Genomic DNA, 12,699 nt, shown 5'->3' with positions numbered 1-12,699 from the left:
TGATAAAGATTATTGAGCGTGCATACATTACACGACAATCGACCAATTCAGAGGTACACTCTATATCGTGGTATATAGGTTTCATACCTTAGTATTATCATTAACTTCGATAGCGCTTTTAAGAAAACGAAAGCAATTGCGTGGCAACAAAGTGTTGGAAGAACGGCTGCGGGTCTCATTACCCCATATCCTCCCGGTATTCCATTGATTGTTCCAGGGCAAATCATAGAGCAAGCTCATATTGATTATTTACAGGCGCTGGCAAGTCAGAAGTTGACAGTACAAGGTATCTACGACGGTGAAATATACGTGGTGGAAGAATAAAAATAGCGAACGCGTATTTCGTAGCGCATTACGCTTTTTAAGGAAAGAACATTAGAGTATGGAGTTAAAAATGACAAAATTTAATGCATCTGCACTGGGCCTCGTCATGGCTTTTTCTGCCACCCCAGTTATTGCGACAGACTATATAAGTGCAGACCAGCTTCCCAAATGGTTCAATGATGCTGTCAAACGCGAGATGAATGTGACTGAGACTAGCGCAATCTCATTAACAGACTTTCCCATTAACGGCACAGTAAAAGGCAAATGGTCAGATGTTGAAAAAGCTGACACCTACTGGTACTACACCGTAAACATTGGTAGTGATACTCCGGTTGAGTGTTGGGCGTTCCAAGAGTATGACGGCCCGGCTAATTCCTTGGTCAATATGATGAATTATGCCACTAATAACATTGCGACTGTTCACAACAAAGCGCTTTCAAGTAAGTTTAACTATTCACTTGATGCATCAAACATTGACGATGCGATGATGCTTGATTATCAAGTATTGTATAACCTTGGAGAAGGTAGCGAAAAAGTAAGTGGTCTTCTAAAAGGTTTGTCTGCCGAAACGGCAAGTGGCTTGCAGATATGCATGCACAACGAAGTGGGCTATAGAGAGACGTTTAAGGAAGTCTTTACCTCATTTGTTAATGCACTTGACTCATCAGCGCAATCATCACCTTTCTTCAACTCAATTAATTCAGTAGAAGTTAACCAGCAACTGGTGGGGCTTGCAGCTGAGACATTTACCAAAGATGCAGATGGTGATGTGGAAATCAGAGAAGCGCTCACGATGATCCTTCCTGTCGATGCGAGTAATGTAGCGGCCACTGATACGGTTACCCAGTCTTGGAGCAGCCCAGATGGTAGCTTAATCAACGCGCACACATATTCAGTTGAAAATGGACAAGTATCGTCAACATTTTCTCTCTCAGCATCTGAGGGAATATGGGAAATTGAGGGCGAAATGCAGGGCAAACCTGTGACCATGCAACTTGAGTATGACGGTGAGTTTGTATCTAACTTCGGTAGCTATTTAGTCGTAGATGCCTTAAATGATTCAGAACAAGATACGACGACGTATGTGACTTGGTCGGCTGACACAGATCCTACATCACCGACACCCACAACGATGCAGAAACTTGGCAAGCAAGATGGGTTGCTACAGTACGCCGCTGACATGGCGGGCTTTAAAGTGAAGTACTCGTCTAATGAGGACCTTGTTATGCAGTCTGCCACAATGAGCATGGGGCCAGTGTCGATGAAAATGGCACCGCTTTATGTAACCGGAAAGCCTACCGCGTTATGAGGCTCCTTCTTTCGCTAGCTTTATGCTTGGTGTCGCACTTTTCTTTCGGACAAAGTGCGCCCACCTTTGCGCAAATATCAATTACCCGTCAAGCGGGGCAGGTACTGCCACTAGGGCCAGTCATTGAATTTGAAGTGACGGTAGACACGCCGCAAAAATATCGCGAACTGTTACGAGAGTGGGAAGGCGTGAGCGTTAATAAGGTGACACAGAATACGCTCTCCATCGCTCTTAAAGAGGAATACCTTTCAATAGCCAGTGTTATTGACCAATATCGCAAAAGTAGCTTTGTTATTGATTACGACGAACCTCAGGTACAAACGGTACTAGAGCAGTTCAAGCAACAATACGGAGCGTCACCGACACTACCGATAGGTGATGCGTTAGAAGGCTTTGTATCTGGCTATATTACTGAACCGACTTATATCCATGATTTTGCTTTTGCATCAACCGTGGCCACCACAAAAAGTGGTGATTGCACGGAATTTGCTGTACTAACGACAGCGCTTGCGCGAGCACTGGGTACGCCATCGCGCGTCGTCGTTGGTACTGTCATTGTGGAGAGTGCAGAGGCGATTGAAGCTTATGGTCATGCGTGGAATGAATTGTTCATTGACGATAAGTGGGTAAGAGTTGATGCAGCACTTGCCACAGTTCAAAGCGTAAGAAAGTTCTATTTACCTGGTCATGTACTTGACAATGAAGGGCTAGGCTATGCGTTAGCATTTGGTAAAAGTGCTTTCACGTTGCCTCAGCGCATAGCTGACGTACGTGCAGTGCGCTAGAGTAATCATAGGTTGCAAGACGGATTCAATGTAAAGCATCACTTGAGTTTTCGGATGGTTGCCTTACACTTGCGCCGCAATTGACACAAAGGCAGGTTTAATGAAACTCAGTGATGTAAAAAAGCTTCATCAAAAGAAATACCGATCGCAATTCGGTTATTACTTGGTTGAGGGAGAGCATTTAGTCTTAGAGCTATTAAATGCCGTCGCAAAACGCCCCGAAACATTGAGCCTGAACAACATAACCTTCTACGTGACACAGCAATATGCAACGTGGTTAAACGAAAAGTTGTCTCAACCGTGTCGTGTTGACGTGCTATCTGAACAACAGATGGCATCGTTAAGTGATACCAAAACCCCCCAAGGGATTATCGCGCGAGTGCCGCTACCTCAAGAAGGGGCCAGTGCTTCTGAAGTACAAACGCCATTAGACAGAATGTATGTCTATCTCTATGAGACGCAAGATCCTGGTAACCTTGGCACTATTTTAAGAACGCTAGCGTGGTTTGGCGATTTTACGCTATTGATGAGCCCTAATAGCGTTGACCCATACAATTCTAAAGTTGTTAGGTCTAGCATGGGGGCAATATTTCATGTCAACATGGAACTTAATGTGCCGCTTGCGTCTTTAAATCAACGGTTTCAACGGTTTGCCTATCTCGATATGAAGGGTGAAGAAGTAAAATCGCCAACGTTTAAACAGCATCAGTGTTATTTATTCGGGAATGAGGCGCGTGGTGTGCCCACTGACGTATTGACTGAATTGAACGCCAAGGCTTATACCATACCTGGCAACGGCAGTATTGATTCACTTAACTTAGCCAGCGCCGTGAACATGTGTGCTTATGAGCTTTCACGCTAGCTTGTGTTAAAAACTCGTTTTTATATTCGCAAAATACAGGATTAAACTGTGGCATTACAATGGTTTCCAGGGCATATGCACAAAGCCCTCAAAGAGATTAAAGAGTCCTTAAGTCAAGTAGATATTCTTATTGAGGTGCTTGACGCACGCATTCCTTATTCAAGTGAGAACCCAGAAATTGCGAAAATTCGCGGCGATAAACCGTGTATTAAAATTCTCAATAAGTATGATTTGGCTGACCCAGAAATTACGGCCCGTTGGCAAGAGAGCTTGGAGAAAGAGCGCGGCGTAAAAACGATCACCACGTCTAGCGATAATCCGGGTAACAGTAAGCAAATTATGCAGCTTATCCGAAGCATTTGTGCGCAAAAAGACGCTCAGCCCAAAGCGATTAAAGCCATGATTACCGGTATACCTAATGTCGGTAAGTCAACGCTAATCAATATTCTGGCAGAGCGCATAATTGCAAAAACGGGTAACGAACCTAGCGGTGACTAAAAGTCAGCAGCGTATAAATCTTGGCAGTGGAATCATCTTGTTTGACACCCCAGGCGTGCTGTGGCCGAAGCTTGAGAATCCACATTCAATTTATCGTCTTGCTTCGTCGGGTGCGGTGAAAAATACCGCGATGGAATATGATGATGTTGGTTTTTTTGCCGCAGATTATCTGATTAAAGCCTATCCTGAAGTAATGAAAGAGCGCTATAAACTTGATGAGTTGCCGGAGACGGAAATCGAGTTTTTGGAAGCTGCAGCCAAAAATCGAGGCGCCATTCAGGCAGGTGGCCGAGTTAACCTTCACAAAATCTGTGAAATTCTTTTGAAAGAGCTCCAGTCCGGCAAACTAGGGCGGATAACTCTAGAAACGCCAGAGATGCTGGAAAAAGAAAAAGAAGAAATGGTGTTGGCGGCAGCGAAAAAAGCGGAAGCGAAAGCTAAGCGAAAACAAAAGTTTAAAACCGGGTCGCTTACACCAGACAAAAAAGATCGCAAAGAAAAACGCGAAGAAAAGCGTCAGGAACAAAGCCGTAGAATGAAAAAAGCGCGGCGATAAAACTAACCTGTTTAGGAAGGGGGTGCCAATGGATACTGTGAAGCAGTTTGATAAGCAGACTTTTGATGCTCTGTTAAGTAAAGCTGCTCAAAGCGAGCGGCGTCGTGCCAACCTGAATGTGCATGCGTCTTATGAAGACGTTGTACAGCGCTTGTTTATTGCAATGATGCCCGACTCCTATGTTCGTCCCCATCGCCATACCCAGACGCATAAATGGGAGTTTTTTATGGCGGTTGAAGGTAAGCTTACGCTGATACTGTTCGATGATAACGGTACGGTAACCAAGCGTGTCATGTTAGATGCTACTGGAGATTGCAGAGGCCTCGAAATCCCACCTAATGTATGGCATGCCACCGTATGCGAAGCGCCCGTTGTATTTATGGAAGTAAAACAAGGGCCTTATGAGGTGACTGACGATAAAGGGTTTGCACCATGGGCGCCACCAGAAGGTAGTGAAGACGTGCCACTGTTCTTACAGCACTTAAAAGCCGTGAAGGAAGGGCAAAGTGCAGCTGTAATAAACGACGCCACTGAATAGGCGTTAGCGCCACAAATGACTTTCCTTTTTGGAAAGTCATTGCTATTGAATATTTTGCTGGTATGGTAAAGGATAAATAACATAGATGTGCGCGGGTATTGGTGCACAAACACTTACTTATAGAGTGATAAAGAGAATTATTATGCGAAACGTTTCAACAGGCTACTTTTATAATTTTAATTACTGATTGCACCTGACCATCGGTGTTCAGGGGCAGTTTTTGGCTTCTGGGCACGCAGGTAGAACGTTTTGCAAAAGCCCAGAAGGTTTAACCATCTGGGCTTTTTTAATGCCCGTTATTCTCGGTAAAGAACAATGAAAGAACTCACATTAGGTGACATAAGAAAGCAGCATAGAGTGAAACAGGAAGTGGTTGCTATGGCGTTGTCAGTGACCGCGTCAGGGGTTAGCAAGCTAGAATCTAAACGTATTCAAGACGTGTCATTACAAAGAGCGGCCGCTTATCTCGCTGCGGTGGGCGGCAACGTGAAAATTGAGGTTACTATGCCAGATGGCGCTACCCTGCATGTAGGGTAGCGGCGCTCTGCTTGACCAGCAATTTCAACACATTTTAGTGATAATAAGCGACACTGCGGTCACTAAAACGTCTTGACGTTGCGAATGTGTAAAGCCACTCATTAAACGAAACACCTTTCGCGCTGTTTTCGTTGTAAAAGGGGCTGGGAGATGATGTTGGAAATGCATTGTCTTCACAAAAATCATTTAAAACCATGTGGCAGGTACCTTCGCCAAGATAAAACTGGTAATTCCAGGTAAATGCAGAAAGCGCATGCAAAGAAGCATGTGCTTGAATTTGCCAGCCTAGAATATAAGCAAGATCTGATTCGTTGACTCCCCACGATGTTGGGTCGAGGTTTCCCTTCGCGACTTGGTCGGATATTTTTAAGAATTGGACTTGGACAATGTCAGTACCAGTGGAATATTGCGCAAATCTATTCCATGGGTATTGGTAAGCAAGGCGCATCATAACTTGTTTGTTTAAAGATAAGTGATTGAAGTTACCAATCAAAGATTGGAAATTGCGGGGCAGGGTATCTTCAATTGCCCATGGCCCGCCGTAGTTTAAAACCGATTGTACAAAGCCCTTTGAGATGACACCTAGCGATGCGTCTGCAAACAGTGCCACTTTGGTGCGGCCAAAGAGTTGTTGAATAGTAGGGAAGTTGAATACGGCACCGTACCCGCCAGCACTGCTACCGCTAAGCAATACCTTGTCTGGTGAAAGTGACGATTGCGTTAATTTTTCCTTAAGCCAATGTATGACAGCAAGTGCGTTGTCATTGCCCCTGTGATGAATTGTCACTTCGCCACCAGGAACGTCAGACACTATGCCTAATTCGTCAATGTAACTATTGTCACTTGCCCCTAAATGAAGATCGCCAGTGCAATAGGGAATAAAGACTTTTGACCATGTTTTGAATGGGTTGTCATCGCGGCTTTCGAAAATTCCGCCTGCGGCAGCAGGGGTATTTTCTATAACTGCAGATGGATTAAATGCAGCGCGCGTAAGAGGGTTATCATCTACCTCTAGTTGCAGTGATTTCAAGCATGTTGCGCCATCCCAACAGGCTCCTCCACCGTTGAAATAGATAACTAGGTTGTCACTCTCTCCTCGTTCGAAGTAGAAAGAGAAAGGGTTCGCTTGCAAGCCAGCAGGGCTGTTTAGTATTGGAAGCGCACAAGAGGGGGAAATTTGCTTTTCAGTGCCGTCAGGAAGCGAAACTGAAAACAAAGAGGGTGGAGTAATTTGCTCCCATTGGGCAAATAAGTGAGACGAAAAAAATAGTAGAGTAGTGCTTATCAATATTCTAAGGCACTGTCGCGGTGTTATCATGGTACAAATCCTTTTTGTTTAAAGAGGTCGTGGTTTTTTGCCACTACTTTCCCACGTGCACTACATCCAAAATGTGCACAGTTAATAAGCTATAAAGTAAAAGGTAAGTGGTGTTATGCGGCAACGTCATAATGACGCTAAGCCCTAGAGTAAATGAAAAAAGAGAGCTGTCTATACTTTGCGCACGTTTTAAGCGAGAAGAAAAACTTTTAACGTTCCCCTTTCGTGAAAGCGCGTTTAAACGTACGCTTTGATGATGCGAAGATATAATTGATTAAATTGGAGTTAGAGCATGGCTGTTCATGAGATTACGCACCCCCTTATTGCACACAAGTTAGGACTGATGCGCAATGCAAAGATAAGCAGCAAAGACTTTAGAGAGCTGGCTTCAGAAGTGGGTAACCTTCTGACCTATGAAGCGACGAGAACACTGCCAACCGAAAGAGCAAAAATAAGGAGTTGGTCGGGCGACGAAGTTGAAGTCAGACAGATTAAAGGAAAGAAAATTACCGTAGTTCCCATTCTACGAGCTGGCTTGGGCATGCTTGATGGGGTGCTTGAACTTATCCCAAACGCCAAAATTAGTGTCGTTGGCTTATATCGAGATGAAGATACGCTGCAACCTGTAGCTTACTTTGACAAGGTCGTTAAGAATATAGACGAGCGAACGGCATTGATTGTAGACCCCATGCTAGCTACCGGTGGTACTCTAATTGCGACCATCGATTTACTTAAGAAAAAAGGTTGTACAAAAATTATGGGGCTGTTTTTGGTTGCCGCACCTGAAGGTATTCGCGCCGTTGTGGATGCTCACCCTGATGTGGACATTTTTACCGCGGCTATTGACGAACGGTTAAATGAAAACGGCTACATTTTGCCTGGGCTCGGTGATGCAGGCGATAAAATCTTTGGTACTCGCTAGTCGCCGGGCTTTACTCAGGCTCACGGAGGTAGATAAATTACTCGGGTTAAACGTTTAAGATAGTGTTATAGTTCTTGAGTAGTAATATTGCACGGTAACTTAAGCCTGTTTCTTTTTGCTTAATTTCACAATTAACGAAGCAGGCTCTGATGTGTTGCGTGATAAGAGCTGGTAATAATGAATAAAAGCAAACTCACCCTTAAAGATGTCGCACTGCAACTTGGTGTGTCAACTGCGACCATTTCCAACGCGTTCAATCGCCCCGATCAACTCTCTAAAGCTAAGCGCGAAGAAATACTAGAGCAATGTAAAAAAATTGGCTATAGCGGGCCAAATAAAGCGGCGCAAATTCTGAGAAAAGGGACGTCGAATATTGTTGCCTTGGTACTTGCTGATAGCATTTCATATATGGTGAGCGACCCTGTGGCGAGTACTTTTATCAAAGGTGTTTCACATGCATTGCGTGAGCAAGGCAAGCACTTGTTGTTATATGCAGGTGACTCGCAGAGCATTCTTGATGTGGTTGATTTTGTCGATGGCTTTATTTGCTATGGCGCACCGAGAAATCCAAAGTTAGTTGACGAGCTTTCTACATCAGTTAAGCCTGTGATTACTGTGGACTTTGATATAGAAGATACGCCGTCTATTAATATTGATAACGAAGAAGCAGCCTATCAGGTTGCGCGCTTCGCTCTTTCAGAGGGTGATCAAGTTGCTATCTTGGGCTTGCGTCTTATCGATTCTCCCTCTACTTGCCGTATTTATGACAACCCACTTATTGACGTGGATTCGTCAATTTCACACCGACGATTAGACGGCTATTTGCGCGCGACGCATGAAAAAAACATTACCGTAAGTAATGAAAGAGTTTGGCATTTACCGGAAAGTGATCGCAGCTTCGCAAGACAAGCGGCTAGAGAAGTACTAACCAGTTCACCGCGTCCAGACGTGGTGCTTTGTATGAGTGATATTATTGCACTTGAGCTGCTCCAGATGGCGTTGGACATGGGGATAAAAGTGCCTGAAGAGCTTAAAATAACTGGATTTGACGGCATTGAAGAGGGCGAAAGAGTTCGCCCACGATTAACGACAATCTGCCAATCAAGTACCGAAAAAGGTGTCCGCGCAGCAACGGCATTGCTTGAGCAATTGCAAGACAAAGCGGTGCTACCATTTGAATTAAGGCAAGGTGAAACCGTTTCAACGAGTTAAACCTTAAGAAAGCAAGGCGCCGTCAAAGACGGCGCTATTTAGAAGTGCTTAGTAAAAAGAGTAATTTAGGTTAAGCATGTACGATGGCCCAAATTCTCGTCTAAGGGTAACAATGCCGTTACCGTCAATGGTTTCCTCTTTTTCATCGGTTAAATTAACGCCTTGTAGTGCGATGCGTAAGCCTTCCAAATACTCAATGCCACTCTGCGCGAAGTCGTAGCTAATTTGAGCATCAACTTGTGTGACAGCGTCTCGCGTTGCCGCTTCTATTTTATTTGAACCGCCTCGTTGGTAAGTCAAAAATTCAGAGCGATCCGTAGCGGCGACCCTAAACTCAAACCCATTCATTTCATAATAAGCCGTTACGCTATAGGTATTGTCAGATTGACCTGGTATGGCGGTACCGTCTTCTAGTTCAGCGTCGAGAATGGTAGCTGAAGCTGCTATGCCAAACCCATCCAGCGAGTTGCTTACGATCCTCAGTGGAATGTTGGCCGTAAGCTCAACCCCTTTCATGCTGCCTGTTAAGCCATCCTCAAAGAACGAGTAAAATCCGAAATCAGGCGGCGTCACTAAATCGCTCAGCTTGGTAAGGTGTGTCCTCTGGGCCATAGTTACCGTCTACATCTATAACGCGGTCATGAAACCCTGGAATGAAGTAGTTGGCGCCGCCATTAGTTTCATCATTGGTAAAGTCAATAAGCTGATTTCCATCGCGAGTCCAATTGACTAAGTCTTTGTAAAATAGCGCGATAGAAACATAGCCTTCATCTTCAAAATAGTTTTCAAACGACAAGTCAAAGTTGTTGGCTTCAAGAGGCTGAAGTGTAGGGTTACCGGTAAATTTAGACCAAGGTGAACCGTATTCTTCTACCGCAGCTTGTGTGTTGGGCGTTGCTATTAGCTCGATGTTTTGGTCGAACTTCACAAAACCAGACGCTTTCATTTGGTCAATACGTGCTCGGCTAATGGTTTTGGATGCGCCGAAACGCAGATAGCGGTTTTCGGTTAACTCGACGCTAAGATTTAGACTAGGTAAAAAATGCGAGTAATCGTCTCCGTCGTTGATAATACAGTCTGCATCAACAACCTGGTTCCCATCATCATCACAAACAGCAAAGTTGCCGCCAACGATGCCGATGAATCCAGAAGAGCTTTGATCGGTTTCTACGTATTGAGCACCCACGTTACCTTTTACGTTAAAGCCACTGATCTCAGTTTCGAAATCCAGCTGGGCATAAAGCGTAATGACTTCTTCATCTACTGTGAACGTGTCACCTAAGCGGTCTGGTTCCAATAGCCCCGCATCATTTAAGGTATATTCGCCATCGTTATAAGGCGCGAAGCCGTCGTAAGCTACAACTTGGCCAAGCCCCGCCCACGAAAGGTCTGCCAACCCATTGTAAAGATATTGAGAAGGAATAGAGTCGGAAAAGGGGTAGGAAGACGCTGTCGCAAAAAAGCCCTTATTGTCTTTAGATTTAAAGCGATCGCTGTAATTCACACCCGCAGTAAAGGTATTGAAAATACTCCATTCCACATATCCTGTAACTTCGAGTCGTGCTGTGGTTAGCTCTTCCTCAAAGTCAGCAAAGTTCAAAAAGCCATCTTGCGCATTAAAATAGCTATATGGCTGCCCGTTTGCCTGCAATACATCGGTTGCGAACTGATCGGCAATGTTTGCCATACCTCCGCCCCACACCTGAGGCCCAGCAAGTTGTAGAAGATTCGGGTCTGCAAATGCATCAAGCCCTGTGCTGTCTGTAAAGAATATACCGTCGGCGCTCATTTGAAACTGACGTGAACCAAGCTGGTCATTGTTGAGTGCGCCTGAGCGAGCGAGGCCAGCATAAGATTCGCCGCGCAGATCGCGTTTAGATGACTGGCTATCGGCAATATCTACTTTTAATGCCCACTCATCGTTAATGTCGTATCTGATGTTTAGTCCAAACGTTTGCAATTCACCGTCTTTTTGCGCGGGGTCAGTACGCAGCACTGGGTTGGCGTTGATTTGTGTCCCAGAGTTGTTGACGCCGCTTCCCGTTACATTAGCTGCGGCAAAAGGTTCTATGAAACCTCGAATAACGCCGGAATCAGAATAATCGATATCAAGAGCATCGAAAACGATGTCAAGTCTGTCGGTAGGGCGCCATTGTAATATGGCTGATATGGTGTCGCGCTCCAACACGCGGCTTATAGCTTGCGTATCGAGGCCAAATGGCAACACTTGCCCTTCGTCATTCTCGCCATAACCCCAAACCCCGTACTTTCGCTCGTTACGGGGCGATTCTGTCGACGCAATAGCGAGTGCCAATCCAATGGTATCGTCAGCAAACTTCTCGACAAATGACAGGGCGAAGCGATTGCCGGTGTTGTCAAATTCTGGGTTGTCAGAATCATTACCGCCTAGTTCATATACACCCGTGACGGTTAAGGTTTCTTGTGCAGAGAGAGGGCGAACGGTTTGAAGATCGACCGTACCACCTATGCCTTGAACGAGCAGTGTTGCATCTGACGTTTTGTAAATGGTTGCCCCTGTCATAATTTCGGCAGGGTAGAGGTCATACTCAACCCCGCGGTTGTCACCAATACCAATTAGCTCTCGGCCGTTAAGCGAGGTACCGAGTAAAGTCTTCTTTGAAACCACGAACTGATATACCCGATGTGCGTCCACCAACGCGTTCACCCGATAAACCCGGCAACCGAGCGAGAGATTCGGCAATAGAGGAATCTGGAAGCTTACCGATATCTTCTGCGGAAAGTGCTTCAACAATAGAGTCGTTATCCATTTTAACGGCCTGCGCTCGCATTAATGAACCTCTAATACCTGAAACCTGGATAACTTCTAAGTTATCTTCGTCGGGCGTTTCTTGTGCGTATGCGATGCTACCGTTGAGTGCTGCAGCAATAGACATTGCGACCAATGCCGAGCTTGAAATGTGCTGTGTGCTTCATATGCGTTACCTTGCTGTAAGAAAAAAGGCTATTCTTGTTGTTTACATTAAATTAACAATAGTTCGATATTTGAACGTTTGCAAGGGCTTTCTTAATTGATTAAGTTTGAGTTTGTTTTTGGTTTATAAGTATTAATATCTGCCTATATAGCCTTTGCTTAATGCATTTCTGCTATTGTATGCATTGATTTGAAAGGTAGAAAAGTTTTGCCGTGAGGGAAGTGAGAAGAAAAGAAATAGCCTTGCGAAAGCATAGCGCACGATGATACATGCGCCACATTAATTTGGGGGTATTAGCGCCAAACTAAGGCTTTGAAGTGCTTTCTACACATAGATTCATAGGTGTCGTTGCCACCAATCTGCACCTGATCACCGCCTGTCACAGCGTTGCCATTTTCATCTAGTCGGACAACAAAGCTTGCTTTGCGGCCGCAATGACATACGGTTTTTAGTTCTGACAGCTTGTCTGCCCATGCAAGAAGATAATGACTACCTTCAAATGTTTCACCAAGAAAGTCAGTTCGAAGTCCATAAGCCAGTACCTAAGCACTCTTAGTTCATCAACCACATCGACAAGCTGCCTTACTTGTTCTTTTGTTAAAAACTGTGCTTCATCAATGAAAACACAGTCAAGCTTTTGCTTGCTGTGGTCATTGCTTATAGACGTGAAAAGGTTGTCTTCTTTTGCGTAAAGTTGGGCGTCAGCTTTAAGGCCAATACGCGATGTCACTTTACCCACCCCATATCTGTCATCAAGGGCCGCTGTGTAAATGATTGAATGCATGCCGCGTTCGCGGTAATTGTATGCAGATTGTAGAAGTGACGTAGATTTACCTGCATTCATTGCAGAGTAATAAAAATAAAGTTGTGCCATGCTCGGGGGC

The 12,699-nt window shown here is 44.8% G+C and carries 8 protein-coding genes and 4 pseudogenes; 9 read left to right on the top strand and 3 right to left on the bottom strand.

Annotated features, from left to right (window positions below; all coding sequences use genetic code 11):
- Positions 1-159: 159 nt before the first annotated feature.
- The 7 genes and pseudogenes from V6N89_RS15355 to V6N89_RS15325 form a co-directional block, all read left to right on the top strand.
- A pseudogene (locus V6N89_RS15355) lies at positions 160-324 on the top strand (hypothetical protein); the annotation flags it as partial.
- A 70-nt stretch (positions 325-394) separates the two neighbouring features.
- On the top strand, positions 395-1,633 hold the full coding sequence (locus V6N89_RS15350; RefSeq protein ID WP_338518311.1) for a hypothetical protein: 1,239 nt from the start codon (positions 395-397) through the stop codon (positions 1,631-1,633).
- Positions 1,634-1,662: 29 nt separating this feature from the next.
- Entirely contained in the window at positions 1,663-2,418 is a 756-nt protein-coding gene (locus tag V6N89_RS15345) for a transglutaminase-like domain-containing protein (RefSeq protein WP_338518310.1), read from the top strand.
- Between the two features lie 100 nt (positions 2,419-2,518).
- Positions 2,519-3,280: a TrmH family RNA methyltransferase gene (locus V6N89_RS15340; protein ID WP_338518309.1), complete on the top strand. Its 762-nt coding sequence runs from the start codon at positions 2,519-2,521 to the stop codon at positions 3,278-3,280.
- Positions 3,281-3,328: 48 nt separating this feature from the next.
- Positions 3,329-4,334: pseudogene (ylqF, locus tag V6N89_RS15335) on the top strand (ribosome biogenesis GTPase YlqF).
- 28 nt (positions 4,335-4,362) lie between these two features.
- Complete coding sequence (locus V6N89_RS15330; RefSeq protein ID WP_338518308.1) at positions 4,363-4,872, top strand: WbuC family cupin fold metalloprotein; 510 nt, start codon at positions 4,363-4,365, stop codon at positions 4,870-4,872.
- Positions 4,873-5,187: 315 nt separating this feature from the next.
- A complete protein-coding gene (locus tag V6N89_RS15325; protein ID WP_338518307.1) occupies positions 5,188-5,409 on the top strand; it encodes a DNA-binding protein in 222 nt (73 codons plus the stop codon).
- Between the two features lie 34 nt (positions 5,410-5,443).
- On the opposite strand, the gene V6N89_RS15320 is transcribed toward V6N89_RS15325, so the two are convergent.
- Positions 5,444-6,727, bottom strand: coding sequence for a pectin acetylesterase-family hydrolase (locus tag V6N89_RS15320; protein ID WP_338518306.1), 1,284 nt, complete (start codon positions 6,725-6,727; stop codon positions 5,444-5,446).
- 292 nt (positions 6,728-7,019) lie between these two features.
- Here V6N89_RS15320 and upp point away from each other — a divergent pair, with 292 nt between their 5' ends.
- A complete protein-coding gene (upp, locus tag V6N89_RS15315; protein ID WP_346992904.1) occupies positions 7,020-7,649 on the top strand; it encodes a uracil phosphoribosyltransferase in 630 nt (209 codons plus the stop codon).
- Between the two features lie 177 nt (positions 7,650-7,826).
- Positions 7,827-8,861: a LacI family DNA-binding transcriptional regulator gene (locus V6N89_RS15310; protein ID WP_338518305.1), complete on the top strand. Its 1,035-nt coding sequence runs from the start codon at positions 7,827-7,829 to the stop codon at positions 8,859-8,861.
- Positions 8,862-8,909: 48 nt separating this feature from the next.
- Here V6N89_RS15310 and V6N89_RS15305 read toward each other — a convergent pair.
- Both V6N89_RS15305 and V6N89_RS15300 read right to left on the bottom strand, forming a co-directional pair.
- Positions 8,910-11,816, bottom strand: a pseudogene (locus V6N89_RS15305) (TonB-dependent receptor).
- Between the two features lie 292 nt (positions 11,817-12,108).
- Positions 12,109-12,689, bottom strand: a pseudogene (locus V6N89_RS15300) (thymidine kinase).
- Positions 12,690-12,699 lie beyond the last annotated feature (10 nt).

The sequence above is a fragment of the Alteromonas gracilis genome (genome assembly GCF_036870955.2).
GTDB classification, from domain to species: Bacteria; Pseudomonadota; Gammaproteobacteria; order Enterobacterales; family Alteromonadaceae; genus Alteromonas; species Alteromonas gracilis_A.
The sequence above is the reverse complement of the archived record's forward strand: the minus strand, read 5'-3'. Positions and strand labels throughout refer to the sequence as shown.